Origin of the sequence: Paenibacillus oceani, assembly GCF_014705615.1 — a bacterium.
In the GTDB taxonomy this organism is placed as follows: domain Bacteria; phylum Bacillota; class Bacilli; order Paenibacillales; family NBRC-103111; genus Paenibacillus_AB; species Paenibacillus_AB oceani.
Map to the genome: position 1 here is coordinate 25,997 of NZ_JACXJA010000003.1, position 18,730 is coordinate 44,726.

The window sequence follows — 18,730 nt, forward strand, 5'->3', positions numbered from 1 at the left end:
TGCTTGATGCGCCGAACTTCCAAATTGTGCATTTGCTGCGCGAAACATCGACTTTTGAAACATGTCGAGCAGCAGTTGCTGATGAATCGCATTTTTTACGATCATTAACATCACCTTCAGTTCATGATCGGCTCCGCCTATGGAAGGAATGGATGTTTCGTTCCGAATTGACCGTCGTGGTGGTCGGATTATCCGTGGCGTCGACAATATCGGAATAGAAAGCCCAGGTCATCCCGGTTCCGAACTTTCTGGATACGGCTGCAACGGCCAAGTTCGCGTAATTGTCGAACTCCGATAAAAACCCCCACTCATAGTTGCTGTCATCCGGATTCTCGATCTTGGTGTACACCTTGACGTTTCTAGTGACGGACAAGTTCGATGGTACCGATAGGGCTGGAGTCGTGCGGTATTTCCCTGCCGGGAATATTGTCGCCCCGCCGTCCGCCGCCGCAATCGTTGCTGCGGCCTGAATCGTTCCGGTCTCCGACAAACTTATTGCTGCTTCTGCATCCCCCCAGAATGACCGACGCTAAGGTAATGATTGTAAAGAGCTTGATTCTCCGGCTTGTTGCCACTGTGCTTCCTCCCCTTGGTTAACCGCTTTTTCTGCAAATATCAATATTTTGTGTCTGCAAGCAGCTTTCCTCCGCTCTAGTTAATTGCTAGAAATTCATGGTAGTATGAAAGAATGGGAGGTGCGGCTTACTCTACCATGAGTGGGAAAAAAACCGGCCCCTAGACTGCCCCTAGACTGCAGTTGCGGATGACTTTTGCTGGAAATAGGAGGGGAGCGAATGGAAGACGCGCTTTCGCGGATCAAGCACAAACACTCGAGAATGATTAACGGACGGCGGCACGTGTGGGACGTAGAAAAAAATTGTGGAAGCGATCCGAGAACCTGCCTGTTGTGAAGATCCGGGTAGATTCGATCCAAGAACTGGATCAGGACTGCTGGTTCGGATACGGGAGCACTTCGGTGCCTACGATACGCAATGTGGCGAAGCATTGTAAACGGATCATCGAAGCGGATAGGAGTTACCCGATAATAGTAACGGCAGACGGTCTGCTCGTCGACGGAGGACACCGGCTTTGAACGGCCAAACGGAAATCGACGCCGTCTTTCTGGATGCTCTGCCGGATGCGAATTTTATAGAAGGAGAGTTTTCGACCATGTACCGTTACGTTCCCATGACCGAAGAGGCTGCCCGAATCGTAAACGCCTGGACGTACCCGCAGCCGTACGATTTTTACAACATAGGCGGAGAGGACGAAGGGATCGCGGAGCTGTTGAACGGCGAATATTACAGTGTTCGCGGGGAGAACGATCAGATCGCAGGTTTTATATGCAGCGGGCATTCTGCACGAATCCCCGGAGCCTACGAAGCCGGAATCTATAACGACCCAGACTGCCTTGACGTCGGGCTCGGGCTGCGTCCGGATCTGACCGGCAAAGGGCTGGGGAGCGATTATGTCAAGCAGGCGATAGAGTTTCTGGGCAAGGAACTGGGGAAGTCCAAGTTCCGTCTGGCCGTTGCCGCCTTTAACGAAAGAGCGATCCGAACGTATGAAAAAGTCGGATTCCGCCGGGGAGAGCAGGTCCATAGCCCCGTGTCGGGCGTGCAGGTTCCGTTTGTAGTAATGCGTTTAACCGAATCGGGTTGAGAAACCGGAAGTCCGGTACAAGGGAGGAACCGACGTGAACGATCGGCCTCCGTGCAGAGCGAACGGTATGACGAGTATATCCAGCAGAGGTGAACGGAATGGATCTGAAAGCAAATGAACAAGAAGTAGCGAAATGGGCCGCCCGCCATGCACAAACGCTCGGATTCAGCGGCTCTTCAATCGAAGCGGCTTATATATGGAATCCCGGAGGATTCGTGAACCAGTCCTACCGGCTGACCGATGGCGAAACGGTGCGGCATCTCAAGCTCGCCAAGGAAGATAAAGCCCCGGAACTCCGGCAATGGGCCAGGATCAGCGGCTGCCTGTCGGACCGCTACCGGGCTCCGCAGCTGGTTCAAGAGGTGGCGCAAGAGATCGTCCCCGGCTATACGTGCGGCCTCGTGTTCGAGTACCTGAAGGGCGAACCGCTAAGCTCCGCACCCGATCCGCTGTCCGTTATCGAAAAGGTGCTGCCCCTAATAAGCCGGCTGCATGCCGACGAGCCGATCCGCCAAGCCGTTGCCGGTATGCCGGAGAGGCAAGCTTTCACTTATTCCGATGCCTTTACCCAGGAGTACATCGGGCGGTTCGAGGAAGATCTGGAAGGGATCAAGGCCGGGAGACAGCTGCTAAGCTTCGTGTCGGACGCAACGATGGCATGGTTCGATGCTGAGGTAGCCCGGTTGAAAAGGCTTGTGGAGGAGCATCCGTCTTTTCGCAAGCAAGCAGCCGATCTCGCCCATAACGATTTGAACTGGCAAAATATTTTGGTAGGCGAGAACGGAGAGTACTGGGTGATCGACTGGGACGATCTGTCGGTTGCCGGGGATGCGGCGATGGATTATTCCGTCTTGCTGTGGCCGCTGTACCGGACGCCGGACTGGCCGGTATGGCAGGAGCGGGTGAGCCGTCTGGCCGGTGAAGATGCGGCGGAGCGAATGGAGGTTTACTTCCGGGCGAAGCTGCTCGACGATGTGATCGATGTGCTTGCCGATTATGTGGAAGCGGAGCATATACCGGATGTCAAAGAGGTAACGCAGGAAAGGGCGAGAGCTATTCATCTTCGCGCTTACCCGGAATATTTGAAGCTGTACGGGACATAAATCCGCGTGTTCCTCCGCAAGCAGCCGGCCCGATGCAAAAATGACCTCGCCGAGTCAACCGATGACCGATCCCTTCCTTCGATCCGATTTATACTATAGCAAACGTTCCATTCACAGATCAGGGGGGAAGCCGGAGTGAGCACGATTCGTGTTGCTGTTGTCGGATTCGGTACAATGGGCAAGCTGTATGCGGACATCTTGTCGGAGATGGAGGGCGTTTCGTTAACCGCCATATGCAGTTCGTCGGCGGAATCGAGGCTGGAAGCGGCACGGCTGGGGGCGTTGCGGTTCGGCAGTCTGGACGAGCTGATACAGGAGAAGATTCCGGTGGATGCGGTCGTCCTGGCGCTGCCGACGTATTTGCATAAGGCGTATGCGGTGGCTGCGGCGGACAAGGGGCTCCATATCATTTGCGAGAAACCGGTCGCCCTGACGACGGAGGATACGGAAGAGATGATCGAAGCGTGCAGGCGAAACGGCGTTTGCTTGTTCGTCGGTCATGTGCTGCGTTTTTTCCCCGATTACGCCAGGATGACCGAGCGGGTGTCCGATGGAGAGATCGGACCGGTTATTACCGCTCACGCGAAACGGTTCAGTCTGCATCCGCCGTCGAACAGCTGGTTCGAGGACGATACGAAAAGCGGAGGCGTCTTGTTCGACTTAATGATTCACGATATCGACTATCTGCATTCGCTGATGGGTGAAGCGGAATCGGTGTATGCGGTGATCCGGAAATCGCCGGGGGTCCAGTACGCGGCGGCCGTGTTACGCTTCGAAAACGGAACGGTAGCGAATCTGGAAGCGATGTGGGGATATGCCGGACCGTTTACGTCCTCGCTGGGAGTGACAGGGAAGGACGGGATGCTTCGCGCCGACAACGAAGCTTACAAGCTGGCAGTAAGCCGGGGAGCCGTTGCCGCGCATTCGCAGCGGAATGAAGGGGTAGCGATCCCGCAAGGCGAGCCTGCTGACGATCCGTATCGGCTGGAACTGGAACATTTTATCGAGTGTATCCGGACCGGAGCCGAACCGATCGTCACTGCCCGCGACGCTGGGAGGGCGGTAGCAACCGCTTGCGCTGCGCTCGAGTCGGCATGGCTCGGACGTCCGATTAAGCCGCAGCGGTTGCGCCAGAGCACGAGCGCTTTGCACGTGAAAGATTAGGCGCCCCATCCAATTGCAATCCAATCGGAATAAAAAAAACAGAACGCCTCTCGGGGCGTTCTACGTCGTTTTGGTCAGCTCGATCACCCGCCCGCCTCGTTTTTTGATTTCTTCATCGTGCGTGACGAGGATGACCGTTTTGCCGGCTTCATTAAACTCTTTTACGATACCCAGCACCGTCTCCGCATTATGCCGGTCCAGCGAACCGGTCGGCTCATCGGCCAATATAAGCTCGCAACGCTTAAGCATCAGCCGGGCCAGTGCGATTCGCTGCTGCTCTCCGCCCGACAACGTGTACACTTTTTTGTTCAGCTTGTCCTCCAGTCCGACCCGGCGCAGCGCCTCCTCGATCGTTAGACCGGTCCGGCAATCTTTGCGGATCAGCTTCAGATTTTCCTTCACCGTTTTGTTGTCGACCAAGGCGAAGTTTTGAAATAAAAAGCCGACCTTCGTTCGAAAATAGGACAAATGATGCTTCTTCACCCGCAAATCCACCCCGTCCACCAAGATGGAGCCTTGCTCCGTCGATTCCAGAGCGCCGATCATATTCAGCAACGTCGTTTTCCCGCACCCGCTCGGGCCGGAGAAGATAACGAATTCTCCTTGCTCGATCGTTAAGTTCAAATTTTGAAATACGACTTTATCCTTGAATGTTTTCGTTACGTTTTGAATGATGATTCTGCTCATAGGTTGCCGCCTTTCAAAGTATTCTGAATTCGCGCGTGTTCGATTTTGCGGATATAAAAGAAGATGACCGCGAGCTCCAGCGCAAGTATGACGATTCCCCCGAATACGAGATGGGAGACGTTGTTCAGCTCCAATACAAGCGCGGCCGTCACAGCCGCTCCGATACTCAGCACAGAGGTGACCAGCGTCATCAGAACGAGCTTCCGGTGTTTGGCCGGCAGGCTGTGACCCAATACTTTCTTAATCGCAAGCTCGATCGCATTTACTTCGTACTCCAGCTTAATGATGGTGACGATAATGATGAATTCCAGAAGCAATACGAGCGTACTGAAGATCAAGTTGATCGCCAGCACCCGTTGGGCCAAATTCCAGCTATGGTTGTACTTGTCCAGCACATTCGTCTTCCTTACGATTTCCCTCGACATTCCATGCTCTTGCACGAACCGGTCGAATTCGTCGTCGCTCACCTTATACATAATCTCTTCGATAAACGGGAAAAACCGTTCCGGATCAACCGGCCTGTTCTCGACTTGTTCCACCGTTTTGTTGTTATAGATGATGACCGGATTTTTCAGAATTTCGCTGCCATAGGCCAGATTCACTTCGATGCTGACCAGCTCGACCCGGCCCTTGTACGGAATTACTTCATACTCATAGGCGAACGACTCGCCTTCATATAAGCGCAGCGAATCTTGAAACGATTCGATCAGCTCTTCGGTAACGGGTATTTGTTCAGGTACTAGTAAATAAATGTCTTTCGTAAGATCCGCGTTCGTTAGTTCCTTGATGTTGCGGGATAAATAATCATAAGCGTTCCGGTTGGCGATCAGCGCGTTTCCATTCACCAAGCCGTCCATGTCCGACAATAAGGTGGCGTTGGCGCTGTGGAAAAACTGCTTGTAAAACGTTTGTTCGACCGTATTCGTATCACTCATCCTATTGGTGATGTTGCCGTCGCTATCTACGACAAGCCGATGATTGAGCCGGACGTACGAGTAATCGGAATAGTTCTCGAAGAACGACTTCTGCTTGTACAGCTGATACGATTCGTATAATACCGCCACATTGCCCGAGATCACGAAGATCGTGACGATAACGGTGACGAGCTTTAAACCGTAATTCAGCGCCAGCAGCTTTTTGGAACCGCCTTTCGAGTTGGAGAACACTTCTGTCAGGTTGTACACATACATATTCAAATACAATAGGGCGTTAAAGACGATCAGCGCGGCAAACAGGGTCAAGGAAATCCGGACTCCGAAATAGACTGATGTAAAGGGGGCCAGAAACAGAACGACGGCAGCGAACAAGGCCGTAAAGACGAAAGTATCCGTCAGCACATTCCGCCACATCATGCCTCCGATCGATTCCCCCATCGAGACGCGGATCAAATTTTCCTTTTTCTGAAACAAAACGTCGTAGTAGGTTAGCAGCAAAACGATACTCATCATCAAAAGCCAGATCGCGATAATCGTGTTTCTCGACTCTGGATCGGTGTAACCTTTCTTCGGATGGTTGCCTGCATACTTGTCGATCAGCTCGATTTTAAATGCCGTCGCCTTCTCCAAACTTCCGATGATGTAAAAGTCGTGAATGGTGTCCAAGCCCGGAACGGTTGCAAAATCATGGAACCGAAACTGGATATCTTCCAAAAACAAGCTCTCGTACGATTTCTCCTGGATGTCCAGATTTGTATCGAGGTAACGTTTCACGCCCGGGGTTCCGTATAGATCGTATTTCGTCTGGAACAAGCTCGGGGTTGAGCGTACGAACGTAAAGATCTCGACTCCATGGCGCTCGGCGGAGCGGAGCGTATCCCGGATCATCTCCTCCTCGGTAGTGTTCGGCTGCAAGTAAAGGGTCGTATTGTGAAATTCGGTGTAGAAATTGTTCAGGCGAAATGTGTGGCTCTCCCCGATAATAAGCAGGCCGATAAATAAAATGCAGAAACTGACGATATACTTGATCGTTTTCAAAAAGAATAACCTCCGGAAGAAAAAGGCGGGGAGCCGAAAAAACTCCTCCTGGCCTCAGATGATGAGTTACAGGAAGAGTGTATCGGATAAATATCAAAGTTTTATCAACTTTCGTCGTTAACTAGAAAGAGTACGAAACTCGGCTGTTACTTGGGCACCTCCGGACGGCGAATTGGCAACGATCAGCTGCCCTCCATGCTTCTCGCACAGCAGCTTGCCTATATACAGTCCCAACCCGAAGTGGGCGGTGCCCGCCTGGCGGTCGTCCCGGTAAAACGGTTCGGCCGCTTTTTTCAAGGCTTTGGCAGTAAAGCCGGGTCCATCGTCGGCGACGCTCAGTGTACACGTAGTGCCGGTGATCTCACCCGTTATAGTTACCGTTTGTTTGGCGTATCTGACCCCATTTACGATGAGGTTCTCGACAACTTGGGATATCATCTCCGGATCGAGACGCACGGTGTCCGCCGTAGCGTTTACCTCAAACGACAGCTGCTTGCCGTCGCATAAGATAACGGCCGTCTCTCGCAGGCCGGAGAGCAATTCCCGGGCGGAGACTTCAGCAGGTGAGGGCCGGACTTCCTCCAGTTTCTGGATGGAATTCATGCTGGCAACATAACGCTCCAGTCTCTCGATATGGCCCTTCATCGTATCGATCGTGGAAAGCACGTCTTCCTTGGACATTTGTTCATCCGGGTAATACGTTTTCAGATAGTCGACATGTCCCTTTAGAACCGTGAGCGGTGTGCGCAAGTCATGGGAGAACGCCGCGTTCAGCCTTTTGCGTTCTTCGGCCGCTCTCCACATGTCCCGGGTGTTGTGCGCCAGGGCGGCGCGCATCTTTTCGAAGGCCGCGCACAGTTTCCCGAACTCGTCCTTGCTTTCGTACCGGATCTCGAAATCGAGATTCTGATCGGCGATCTTGCGGGAGGAGGTGATCATAAGATCATAGGGTGTTTTTACGCGCCGCTTGTAGTAATAGAACATACCGGAACCTAGCAAGCCGACCACATACACGGGCACGGCTATGAAGGGCAGCACCTGATACAGGATGAGCTTGAACTTGTCGGCCGTTGTATAGTAAGGGAATTTATTATACGGATATTCCTTGACGGTGCTTCCGTCTTCCATCTTTGTTTCTTTATAGGGGATTTGATCGGAATAAGAGAATTCCAGATTCATATAGGCGTCATCGGCCTCTTCGACGGTGATGACGGACAAATAAACGGCCAACATCCCCAGAACGATCGTAATCAGCATAAACTCAAGCAGCACGGAGCGTTGTCCGAGCATTCGTTTTATTTGCTCCATTTGTACCCGAGCCCCCAGACGGTTTCGATCGGAGAGGCCGCTCCGGCCGCGGTCAGCTTGGTCCGCAGCTTGCGGATATGCTCGACGACGACGGAATCGTTGCCGTCCCCGTCCAGCCCCCATAACCGTTCATAGATCCGTTCCTTGTCAAAGGTTTGTCCGCTGTTCGAGGAAAGCAGCTCCAGGATTTTGAATTCCTGCTTCGTCAGCGGAACGGCCGTCTCCTTCACGTACACTTCCTTGGCGGAATAATCGACGACAAACTCGCCTTCGAATTTCACCTTGGCCCGGCTCGTCTGCCGCTGTTCGCGCCTGAGATGTGCGGCTACGCGGGCGCCGAGCTCGTCGATGCTGAACGGCTTCATAATGTAATCGTCGCCGCCTGCGGCAAATCCGGCTATTTTGTCCGCATCTTCAACCTTGGCCGTCAGGAACAGGATCGGGCAAGCCACATGCGACCGAATCCGCTCGCACACTTGAAGTCCGTCCGGCTCCGGCATATGAATGTCGAGCAGGATCAGGTCCGGCTGCTTCTCCGCCTGCCGGATCGCTTCGGCTCCGTTAGCGGCGGTTAGCGGGTCGTACCCGTTCTTTTTAAAAAAGGTATACAGCAGCTTCACAATATCGGGCTCGTCATCAACGATTAGAATCGTATACGGCATTGTTTCCTCCTCATGGCCCGGCCGGGTCGTACAATCGTCCGGCGTTCGTTGGCTCCGATTTTATCATAACCGATCTGTCGGGAAACCTTACTTCCCCCGTATACAGGGCCTGCATAAAGAAAAACCGTAAGAATATAGACGAGATCTATAGTCCAGGAATAGGCGATTACTGCTAACAGGGCGCCTATCCCCCAATAGCAGGAGAACGCTATAAGGACGTCTCTATTTTTCCTGCTCAATGGAATAGCCGGATATGCTTGAGCTGGGTCCAGATTCGGTCCGCCCTTTTCCGAAGAGTACCGCGGCGGTCGGGCTGCAGGCGGATGTCCGACATCGCTGCAATCGCTTCCGCCGCCTCTTCTACGGACAGCCGCTCCGTATCCAGATGATGCCGGAACACGTCGCTTGCGAGCCCGTCGATGCACCGGTCGATTTGCCGGGCGGCCCACGAACCGCTTCCGTCGCCTCTGCTCCTCAGTCGTTTTAATAGGTTTTCCTTGGACGCGATTAACGTATAATGGTGGACGGTCACGCCATCCGCCCGCAATCGTCCGACCATCTCCTGAAAATAGTCAGGGTCGGTTACCGTCATCGGCACGATTACCGTCCCGTCATAGCGCTGGTTGATGTAGGACAGCATCGAATAATTCAGCTCGCGCCACATCGGATAGTGCTGGAAGTCTTCTTCGGCGGTTTGCTTCGGTATGTTTTTGCGGATGTAAAATCCGGCCTGCTCCGGGTCATATACGTAGGCATGCGGCATTCTCCGGCATAACTCATAGGACGTTTGCGTCTTTCCCGAGCCAAACGCCCCGTTGATCCATAGGATCATGGTTCACCCTCCGATTTAAAATTAGCAGTTTCGCTTGTTACAGAGCGGGAGCTGAACAGACAAGCTTATTTATTCGCATCCCCCTCATCAGAAATAGACACCCTAAGAGCCGGTAAGGTTCAAGATTATTTCGTACATCTTTGGAACAGGTCAAAGGGAAATTTCGCCGGGACTCGGGAGGATTTCCTTGTCGTTCGAACACTCACGTGGTCGAGGATGGATGCAGGTTGCCATTGACCGATGGCGGAATTGACCATCCTGATGACGGAATGAGCAATGAAGCCGATCAATCCGGCCATGTATAATAAAGCTAGGAATGGAGCATATCCGATGTTTTGGGGGTGAGAACGAACAGGAAATGGAGAAACATTTGAGAAGCAGCAAATTCATGGGCCAAGAGTTTCCGTTCTGGATGAAACGGTTCGCGCAAAATCGAAACGCAACTCCGATCGAGCACAGCCACGAGTTTGTAGAGCTCGTGTATGTTGTGAGGGGAGAAGCGCAGCATTGCTTTGAAGGCGAGCGATATGTCATTCGCGCCGGCGATGTATTCATCATCAATCCCGGAGAGGTGCATGCGTACGACTACGAGGACGAGCAGCAGATCGAAATTATTAACTGTCTGTTTATGCCTTCGCTCATTCAGGAAGGACTGCTGCGTGAACTTGGCATATCGAGGTCCATGGACTTTTTCTACGTGCAGCCTTTTTTGAATAAAGAAGAGCGTTTCCATCATCGGCTTAACTTGAGCGGTCCGCACGCGGCGACGATGCTGGTCATTATGGAAAGCATGATGGCCGAATTCGAGCATCGGAATCCGGGTTTCGATACGATCATTCGATTAAAGATGATCGAGCTGCAAATTTTTTTGTCGCGTATTTACAATCTGCACCAAACGAAAAGACATAACGTTAATTACGGCGAGCGAGAAGTGATGGCGAGGCGAATACGCGGGTTTCTGGAAAGAAATTACGGGGACAAAATAACGTTGACGTCTTTGGTAAACGTGTTCAACATCAGTGAACGAAAGCTGAACAGGCTCATGAAGGAGCAAGTGGGCATGAGTGTGATCGAGCTGCTCCATCAGATTCGGATCGAGAAGGCGAAGTATCTGCTCGAGGATCAGGCAGAAAAGGTGATTAATGTAGCATCCATGGTTGGCTATGAGGACCCGGCCTTTTTTAGCCGCTTGTTCCATCGTATTGTCGGATGCCCGCCAGGGGCGTACAGAAAAACGATTTATAAATAATGAAGGGGGCGCTTGTTGGAAATGAAACTGTTATTCCGTAAGACAATCGTTATGTTGGTAGTGGTCGGGAGTGTGACCGCTTGCAGTCAAGCCGGAACGCAGAGTGGAGAAAGTCAACAGGACGAGAATCGAGCCGACACTGCGAAGGAACCGGTCGAAATTGTCTTTTATTCGACAAACAATGATTCCGTAGAAGGATTTGACCAAAGGCTGGGCACTTCTTTGCGCAAAAAGTTTCCGGACTATACGATCAAGTACATCCAATCTACGAAGGGAAACTCGATGGAGGAGTTACTAGCGTCGGGAACGCGATTCGATATTTTCTACCAGACGATCGGCAATTATGAGGGGCAGGTTTTCCCTAATCGAATTGAATATGACATGTCCGAGTTGATCGCGAAGCATAAGGTGGATCTGAATCGATTTGAGCCGACCGTGATGGATGCCCTCAAGCAAACGTCCAACGGTAAAATGTATGCGCTTCCGGTTATCACGAACAACTTGCTTTTATATTACAACAAGGATTTGTTTGATAAGTTCGGCGTTCCGTATCCGAAGGACGGGATGACTTGGGAGCAAATAAGCGAGCTGTCCAAGAAACTATCCCGCACCGACCAGGGGACGCAATATTTCGGGTTTACGCATTCGCCGCTTCATACGATCCGAATGAACCAGCTCTCCATTCCGAATGCCGATTTGAAGACCAACACGCCAACTATTAATCAGGACAGCCGCTGGAGCCGATTTTTCCAAACAGTATTCCTTGATCCGGTTCAGGAGCCGGGTTACGCGCAGTATTTGCAGTCGACCGGCAAAATTCCGGGCAGCAACGAATTTATCAAATCGAAAAATGTCGCGATGTACGTGTACATCCAAGGTTTAATGGGGGCATGGGGCGATCAGGTGAACTATGATGTCGTGTCGCTCCCGGTGTTCAGCGACCGCCCGGGAATCGGGTCGCAATCTTACCCGAGTTATTATGGCATCACGAATATGGCCAAAAATAAAGATGCGGCCATGGAAGTTTTGAAATATATCGTTTCCGACGAATATCAGACCGAATTGGCGCTGAGAGGCGACATGACCGTTCTGACCGACGAGCGCGTGCGGAAACAGCTGGGGCAAGGAACGCCATACAAGGATAAAAACTGGCAGGCAGCGTACTACAACAAATTTGCGCCTTTCCTTCCGAAAGGGACTTATGATGCCGAACTGGTCACCATTTACGGATCGATGGGCATTCAACTGCAAACGGGTAAAATCGACATGAATACAGGCTTGAGACAAGCGGGCGAGCAGGCACAGAAGAAGATCGCAGAGATGGTCCAGATGATTAAATAGGGGAAGAAACGGCTGTAATCGTTTCCAAAAAGAGCTTCTAGACAGACTATTAGAGGAGACAGGGAGTGGAGTTGTTGTTGCAAGTAATCGATATTCGTGTAAATGACGCTGTTGAGCCGATGTCTGCAAATCCGGGCGACGTGGTGTTCAGCTGGCGATTAACGGGGGACGGGCGTGCGGGTGAATGGACGGCTTACCAGATTCAGTTGTTCGATAAAGAATCATCTGTACGTGAAGGAGTTGGGGCAGTTTGGAATAGCGGCAAGCTCGAACTTCAAGAGAGGAATGCAACCTATTCGGGGCCGGCCTTGGAAAGTGCGTCTCTGTACTGGTGGCGTGTAAGGGTGTGGGACAGGGAGCAGATGTCGGAAAGTGTTCCGGCCCGATTCGGCACCGGATTGCTTACGCACGAGTGGCGGGCTGAATGGATTTGGAGCCAAACGGAGGTCAGGTGCAATGACTACGCCTATTTCCGCAAAGAACTCGACATCCGTGGGGCGATTGGCACGGCTAGACTATTTGTTTCCGCTCACAATGTTGCCAATCTTTATCTGAACGGGATAAAAGTCGGCGGGTACGCCACCCCCGCTCCGACGAATCCGTGGAGACGCAAATATTACACCGCCTACGATGTGACTCCATTATTGGCGGCAGGCCCGAACTGTATCGCCGCTGTGGCGCACTATTTAGGCGGCGACGGGCAAAATTACGTGAATGGGGTGCCGGGATTCCGGCTGCAGTTGCATGTCGTCTACACGAATGGAACGACGGAATGCTTCAAAACCGATACGACCTGGGAAACGATTCGCGATGTCCCGCATCGGATTGGTACGGCCTACCAGCAAAACAGGCGAATATCCGCGATCGAAGATGTCGATGCCGGGAAGCTGGATCAAGGCTGGAAACGTGTCGGCTTCGCATCAAACCCTTGCGACAAGGCGGTGTTAGCGGATTCTAGAATCAGAAGCTGGATGATGGTGGGTCAAGAGATACCGGAAGGGGAAATCGAGGAACTGATCGTACCCTCCGAACTGTACTGTGAAACGGTGTCCAGTGAAGTGCAGAAACCGGACTCGGAGCACCGAACGGTTCGCCAAGTGTTTGATGCCGGCAAAATCGTTTCCGGTTGGCCGCGGTTACGCCTTGCAGGAACAGCCGGTGCGACCGTGCAGCTTCGGTATGCCGAACAATTGGACGAGCATGGCTTCGTTAAGCATTATGTTTGCAACGAGAAGTCCGACTACTATTACGACCGCTACACCGTTGGAGGAGAAGGGGCTCAAGTATGGCAGCCGGATTTATCTTACAAAGCATTTCGTTATGTGGAGGTGACGCATCATACGGACCGCCTTGTTCCAGGCAAGGATCTGTGGATCGCATCTGCGCATACGGCGATGACCGGGCGTGGATCGTTCCGCTGCTCTAACGAGCTGCTGAACGGGATGGCAGAGGCGTGTACCCAAACGCTAAAGAACAATACGCTAGGTCAGGCGACCGATTGCCCCCATCGGGAGCAGGCACAGTATTTAGCGGACGTCGACCTGCAGGCGGAGACGCTTTTGTACAACTTTGATGCACGGCCTATTTTGACCAAGACGCTTATTGATTTTGCGGACGGCCAATTAGAGGATGGGTCGTTTCCGTACGTGTATCCGACCAACTTCGATAACCCTGCCTTCCACAAGCAAATTCCAGAATGGGATTTGCACTATTGTACGCTATTGTGGAAAACATACTATGCCTATGGGGATAAACGAATTATTGCCGCTTGTTTTGATACCGCCAAACGGATGGTCCATCATTATTGGGCTCGATTGGATGAGAAAACGGGACTTGTTCCAGCCGATCGCCCGTGGCATATCAGCGACTGGCCGTATTCAACCGTCCAGCAGAAATCGCCGTTTCTAACCGTTCAGAATATCAAACTCGTTCAAGCGATAGAGGCAATGGCGGACATGGCCGTTGTACTGGATAAGCCGACAGAAGCGCAGTCCTTCGAGCGGATGGCCGGAAAGCTGCGCGGTTCCATAGTGGATGCTTTATTCGACCGGGAGATCGGCTTGTTCCGCGACGGATTCCAATCTCCTAACTATCATCAAGGGGTAAACGGTTTGGCCGTATATGCAGGGCTTGTTCCGGAGGAGGAGGTGAGCAAGGCGCTGGAGACGATCGCCGAGATGAAATGGGAGAGCCGGACCGTTTTGTCGTTGCCGCTTCTACGTGCGTTGTTCGAAGGAGGGAAACAGGAGAAGGCTTACCGTATGATCGCCAGTCCGGACTACCCCGGCTGGGGATATATGATCCGCAGCGGCGCAAAAACGATGTGGGAAGGCTGGGACGATATCAATTCCCATTGTCATGCGTGGAACAGTTATCCGCTGCGGCTGCTGCAGGAATATGTGGCCGGTATCCGGCAGCTTTCGCTGGGTTTTCGCGATGTGGAACTGCGCCCCTATATGCCGGATGATCTCACCTTCGCAGAGGCAACCGTCACAACCGTATACGGGGAGCTGTTTCTTCGCTGGGAGCGACAGTGCGAGGATAAGGTGCAGTTGCGTGTCCATGTTTCGATTCCGATTGGCATGGCCGGCAGGCTTATCATCGAACCGGGCTTGGGTGCCCTTGCTTCGCGAATTGAAGAATCGGGCGAAGCGATCTGGATGGGTGGAGAGCCATATGAGGGAGTTGCGAGCATAACGTCATGCGTTTGGAATGGCAACACGGTCGAGATCGGTTTGAAATCGGGACGTTACGACTTTGCATTCATACCTGAATCATACAAATGACAGGGAGTTGAAGGTTGTGGAGAAAGAGCCGCTTGACACGATTCGGGATGAACAGATTCGTGCAACCAGAGATAGCTCGTTGACCAGAAGGAAACTGCTGTCTTACTTGGCTGCCGGGGGAGTCGCGACCATTGCGGGGACAACTTTGCTGAATCACAGTGTGGGATCGGCTGAATGGAGGGGGACGGTCACCGATAGCGTGTATGGACCCCTAGCGTGCACCGGCGGCTTCATTGTCGATGTGACAGCCGCTCCTTACCATGCAAGCGGCGATGGCGCTACTGACGACACCTCGGCGATTCAAGCCGCCGCGGTTGCCGCTGAGAACGGGATACTTATCCTACCAAAACCGGCAGCGAGCTACTTGATTTCAAGTACGATCGAACTGCCATCCAATATTACGGTGATCGGGATCGGCTATGCGACCATCAGCTTGAAAGCGAACTCGAATTGCACGATGATTCAACTCGACGGCAAGCAAAATGTGACCCTTACAGGTTTGACTTTTGACGGGAACCGGGACAATCAATCGAGCGACAACAGCAATCCTTTCGATATGGCTGAAAGCCATCATGCCCTTAAATTAATCAACTCCCGAAACGTGACGATTCGAGGGTGCAAGCTAACAAACGCAAGCGGGGATGGAGCTGCGGTAGCCGGGCAGTTTTTCGTGGTGGGAGAGGGAAATGTAAACCGGCACATTACGATTGTCGACAATGAAATTCATAATAACGGACGTAACGGGGTTTCGATTATTCATGCCGACGGCGTATGGATCAAAAATAATGAAATTCACGGCCACCATGCCTGGGTTTCGACATTAGGGGCCGGGATCGATATTGAGCCGAATCGCGGCATCAATCCGGGCGAGCAATGGATCGTGAGAAACGTTTCAGTGGAAAACAACATTCTTCGTGATAACAACGTAGGAGGACAGATCATCGGTTGGGCCAATTCCGCCACTACGATTGTGGAGCACATAACGTTCCGGAGCAACAGCATTTACCGGAATAATCACCGGACGGCGCCGGCCTCTTCCAAAGGACTGCTGGTCAAGGAGATGAATAATTCCGCTGGCGGCAAGTACTCCGATATTGTAATTGCGGATAATGACGTATACGAGAACGGGTTTGTCGAGGGCATTCCCGTATCCAATACGATCGGAATTCATCTCGATAAATGCAATGTGCCCCTTTTTGTACGGGAAAATCGAATTAGCGGATCGGGGATGGGAATCCAGCTCCACACCGCCTCTTATGCAACTGTCCAAAACAACCATATTTACCGGTTTGGAAACGCTCAAGGCGGAAGCGGTATTACGATGTATGCAAGCCAGTGGTGTTATCTTCTGGACAATCGAATCCATTCTCCTACGGCACTAAGTAATTTTTCAAGAGGGATTTCGATCACTGCGTTAACTTTACAACAAGTGTCCCGCAACCTGATCGTGACAGGCAATATCATTGGCGATTCGGCTAACAATATGAATGCGGCGATCGGGATGACCAGCAATAACATAGGGTGGTCCGTTTTCTCCGGCATCGTGCTTGATCGCAATGTCCTGTCGGGTTACGTACATCTTCCTGTCAAGTGCACGAATTGTTCGCTCCCGGCCATATCGAGTGTTATCGGAAAACAGGTGCTGAACGGAATTCAGTCCCACTACAGTGCGGCGGAGGGCGAGTTTATTCCCTACTATTCTGAGGCATCCCTGTATGGTGCTTCGTCGGAAAGACCCGTAACAGGCAGGTACATTCATATGTCGTGGTTTGACAGTACGCTCGGCAAACCGATCTGGTGGAACGGCACTGCTTGGGTCGATGCCGTGGGCACGGTATCCTAGTTAACCCGCACTAAAGAGAGGGGAGGCCACCGCGTATAGGTTGTACGGAAATGGACCGTCCCGCCTCTGGCCGCCCCCTGGAGGAACATTGCAGGCATTCGAAAGCCGCCGGTTGTCCGGCGGCTTTTGTGACATCCCGTTCCCGATATGGCTATTTCCTCTCTTTACATCACCAACAAGAAGAACAACGCCGCAATCACGAAACGGTACAAGGCAAACCATTCCAGCTTCAGCCGCTTGATCAGGTTCAGGAACGTCACGACCGCAAGCATCGCGACAACGAAGGCGGAGACGAACCCGATCAGGAACAGCACCAGATCGTCCGAAGTCAGAAATTCGCGGCTGTCGTACATATCCAGCACCGTGGCGCCGAGCATGACGGGGACGGAGATCATAAACGTAAAGTCCGCAGCCGCCTTCTGGCTCGTACCGAGCAGCAGCCCTCCGGAAATCGTCGAGCCCGACCGCGAAAATCCGGGCCACAAGGCGAGGCATTGGAACAAACCGATGCCGAACGCCTGTTTGTACGAAATATTGTCGGTATTCTCGGCGGTTACCCGCCGTCTGACTCTTGCGGCTACGATCATCAGCACGCCGCCGATGATTAACCCGATCAGAACGGGAGCGGGGCCGAACAAGTACATCTTTATAAAGTCTTTGAACAGCAGATACACGATCAGCGCCGGAATCATCGCGACGATCATATGGATCGCGTTTAATTTGTTTTTGGCCGAGAAGTTAAAGGCCAGCAAATCTTTCAACATGCTCATATACCGTTTCCAGTAAAGGATAAGCACCGCCATGACGGCTCCGAGCTGTATGACGATTTTGAACGTAGTTGCCGCGTCCCCTTCGAATCCGAGCAGATCGCCGACCAGGATCAGATGGCCGGTGGACGAAACCGGGAGAAACTCCGTTAAACCTTCGACGATGCCCAGGATGATGGCGCAAAAAATATCGTACATTATTGGATGTCCGCCCTTCTGAAATAAACTAAAGCGGCAATGAAGCCGATCAGCGAGGTAGCCGCAATTATCGCATAAGAATAATACGCCGGGTATTCCGGCAGCAGCGCGCCGTTCGCGATATCAAAGGCGGCCGTCCAAGGAATAAGTCCTTTGTACTCGGAAGTGGAGCCCATCACGTTGATCAGAGTGATCAGGATCGTTAACACGATCGTAGGCACGTAATTTTTCAGCACGATTGCGGTAAGCACGACGGGGGTCGACAGCACGATCAGAAAGGCGCCGCAGACCAGAAACTCGCGAAACGATTCTGCGATTAATCCGGCGGATAACCCGTCGAAGCCGCAAAGGACGCCGAGCGTCAGCGTCAGCCCCCATGCCTGCAAAGTGAGCAGGATGATCCAGATCGACAGGAGCAGCATTTTGCTCAGGATAATCGCAGACCGGGATACCGGAATCGTAAGCAGGTTTTTGAGCGTGTTCTCCGCGTATTCGCGGTTGAACAAGTACGCCGTCATTACGCCATAGAGCGGAGCCCCGATTAACAGCGTCGTATACAGGTTCGCATCGTAAAAAAGCTCCTCAAACAACACGACCTGCGTCGGGTCTTTCGTCTTGATATGGACGAACGTGGCGATCACAACCATGAATGGCGCTACGGCAGCCCCAATAAAGCTCAGCAGAAACATTTTGGAGCGCTTCAGCTTCAGCAGCTCGGTATACAACAAATCAGCCAATGGAGCCGCCTCCCACCAATTTCGTAAAATAATCTTCCAGCTTGTCCTCGTTCATCCCGATTTTCGTGACTTCAATGTCGTGCTGCACGAACGCTTTGTTAATCGATCCTTGCCGGTCGAGGTGGGAGTAGATGCAGATATGGCCGTCGTCGTGAACCTCGTAGTCGCGGATGTGCATATGCTTTTCCAGCACCATCGCCGCTTTGTTGTCGTCGGATACTTGAAACTCCAAATAGTGGCGGTTTCGTGTCCGGAGCTGGTGGATCGTTAGTTCTTCCAGAAGCCGGCCTTCGTGAATAATGCCATTTCTCCTTGCCTCACCGTCATCGTTAAGCGGTCGACGGACGTTTGGCTGCCGTACCGCTTCGTCAGATCGGTCGTTTGAATGACAGCGCTCATGCCGGCGCACCTCCTTATC

General features: G+C 52.4%; 17 protein-coding genes and 1 pseudogene. 8 read left to right on the forward strand and 10 right to left on the reverse strand.

The window, feature by feature from the left end; all coding sequences use genetic code 11:
* Positions 1-121: 121 nt before the first annotated feature.
* Entirely contained in the window at positions 122-490 is a 369-nt protein-coding gene (locus IDH45_RS01975) for a hypothetical protein (RefSeq protein WP_190924171.1), read from the reverse strand.
* A gap of 369 nt (positions 491-859) precedes the next feature.
* Between IDH45_RS01975 and IDH45_RS01980 the strand changes: the two genes are divergently transcribed.
* From IDH45_RS01980 to IDH45_RS34890, 4 genes are all read left to right on the forward strand, one after another.
* Positions 860-1,093, forward strand: coding sequence for a hypothetical protein (locus tag IDH45_RS01980; protein WP_190924172.1), 234 nt, complete (start codon positions 860-862; stop codon positions 1,091-1,093).
* On the forward strand, positions 1,090-1,662 hold the full coding sequence (locus IDH45_RS01985) for a GNAT family N-acetyltransferase (protein ID WP_190924174.1): 573 nt from the start codon (positions 1,090-1,092) through the stop codon (positions 1,660-1,662). The genes IDH45_RS01980 and IDH45_RS01985 overlap by 4 nt, the downstream gene beginning before the upstream one ends.
* Positions 1,663-1,760: 98 nt before the next feature.
* On the forward strand, positions 1,761-2,765 hold the full coding sequence (locus IDH45_RS01990) for an aminoglycoside phosphotransferase family protein (RefSeq protein ID WP_190924175.1): 1,005 nt from the start codon (positions 1,761-1,763) through the stop codon (positions 2,763-2,765).
* 135 nt (positions 2,766-2,900) lie between these two features.
* Positions 2,901-3,929, forward strand: coding sequence for a Gfo/Idh/MocA family protein (locus tag IDH45_RS34890; RefSeq protein WP_190924177.1), 1,029 nt, complete (start codon positions 2,901-2,903; stop codon positions 3,927-3,929).
* A 60-nt stretch (positions 3,930-3,989) separates the two neighbouring features.
* Here IDH45_RS34890 and IDH45_RS02000 read toward each other — a convergent pair whose 3' ends face one another.
* The 5 genes from IDH45_RS02000 to IDH45_RS02020 form a co-directional block, all read right to left on the reverse strand.
* Entirely contained in the window at positions 3,990-4,616 is a 627-nt protein-coding gene (locus tag IDH45_RS02000; RefSeq protein WP_190924179.1) for an ATP-binding cassette domain-containing protein, read from the reverse strand.
* Positions 4,613-6,589, reverse strand: coding sequence for a DUF1430 domain-containing protein (locus IDH45_RS02005; protein ID WP_190924181.1), 1,977 nt, complete (start codon positions 6,587-6,589; stop codon positions 4,613-4,615). The genes IDH45_RS02000 and IDH45_RS02005 overlap by 4 nt, the downstream gene beginning before the upstream one ends.
* A 117-nt stretch (positions 6,590-6,706) precedes the next feature.
* Positions 6,707-7,897: a HAMP domain-containing sensor histidine kinase gene (locus IDH45_RS02010; RefSeq protein ID WP_190924183.1), complete on the reverse strand. Its 1,191-nt coding sequence runs from the start codon at positions 7,895-7,897 to the stop codon at positions 6,707-6,709.
* The gene (locus IDH45_RS02015) at positions 7,885-8,559 is read right to left on the reverse strand and encodes a response regulator transcription factor (protein ID WP_190924185.1); all 675 of its coding nucleotides are present in this window, start codon (positions 8,557-8,559) and stop codon (positions 7,885-7,887) included. Before IDH45_RS02015 ends, IDH45_RS02010 begins: the two co-directional genes overlap by 13 nt.
* Positions 8,560-8,794: 235 nt before the next feature.
* Positions 8,795-9,391, reverse strand: a complete 597-nt coding sequence (locus IDH45_RS02020) for an AAA family ATPase (RefSeq protein WP_190924187.1) — start codon at positions 9,389-9,391, stop codon at positions 8,795-8,797.
* A gap of 370 nt (positions 9,392-9,761) precedes the next feature.
* Between IDH45_RS02020 and IDH45_RS02025 the strand changes: the two genes are divergently transcribed.
* From IDH45_RS02025 to IDH45_RS02040, 4 genes are all read left to right on the forward strand, one after another.
* Positions 9,762-10,640: an AraC family transcriptional regulator gene (locus IDH45_RS02025; protein WP_190924189.1), complete on the forward strand. Its 879-nt coding sequence runs from the start codon at positions 9,762-9,764 to the stop codon at positions 10,638-10,640.
* Positions 10,641-10,661: 21 nt separating this feature from the next.
* Positions 10,662-11,981, forward strand: a complete 1,320-nt coding sequence (locus IDH45_RS02030; protein WP_190924191.1) for an ABC transporter substrate-binding protein — start codon at positions 10,662-10,664, stop codon at positions 11,979-11,981.
* 65 nt (positions 11,982-12,046) lie between these two features.
* Complete coding sequence (locus tag IDH45_RS02035; protein ID WP_190924193.1) at positions 12,047-14,767, forward strand: family 78 glycoside hydrolase catalytic domain; 2,721 nt, start codon at positions 12,047-12,049, stop codon at positions 14,765-14,767.
* Between the two features lie 79 nt (positions 14,768-14,846).
* Positions 14,847-16,610 carry a right-handed parallel beta-helix repeat-containing protein gene (locus tag IDH45_RS02040; protein ID WP_190924195.1) on the forward strand — a complete coding sequence of 588 codons (1,764 nt, stop codon included), beginning with the start codon at positions 14,847-14,849 and terminating at the stop codon, positions 16,608-16,610.
* A 164-nt stretch (positions 16,611-16,774) separates the two neighbouring features.
* On the opposite strand, the gene IDH45_RS02045 is transcribed toward IDH45_RS02040, so the two are convergent.
* From IDH45_RS02045 to IDH45_RS34590, 4 genes and pseudogenes are all read right to left on the reverse strand, one after another.
* On the reverse strand, positions 16,775-17,575 hold the full coding sequence (locus IDH45_RS02045) for an undecaprenyl-diphosphate phosphatase (RefSeq protein WP_190924197.1): 801 nt from the start codon (positions 17,573-17,575) through the stop codon (positions 16,775-16,777).
* Positions 17,575-18,312, reverse strand: coding sequence for an ABC transporter permease (locus tag IDH45_RS02050; protein WP_190924199.1), 738 nt, complete (start codon positions 18,310-18,312; stop codon positions 17,575-17,577). The genes IDH45_RS02045 and IDH45_RS02050 overlap by 1 nt, the downstream gene beginning before the upstream one ends.
* Positions 18,305-18,622: pseudogene (locus tag IDH45_RS02055) on the reverse strand (ABC transporter ATP-binding protein); the annotation flags it as partial. The pseudogene IDH45_RS02055 and the gene IDH45_RS02050, both read right to left, overlap by 8 nt.
* Entirely contained in the window at positions 18,580-18,711 is a 132-nt protein-coding gene (locus IDH45_RS34590; protein ID WP_263364763.1) for a hypothetical protein, read from the reverse strand. The gene IDH45_RS34590 and the pseudogene IDH45_RS02055, both read right to left, overlap by 43 nt.
* Positions 18,712-18,730 lie beyond the last annotated feature (19 nt).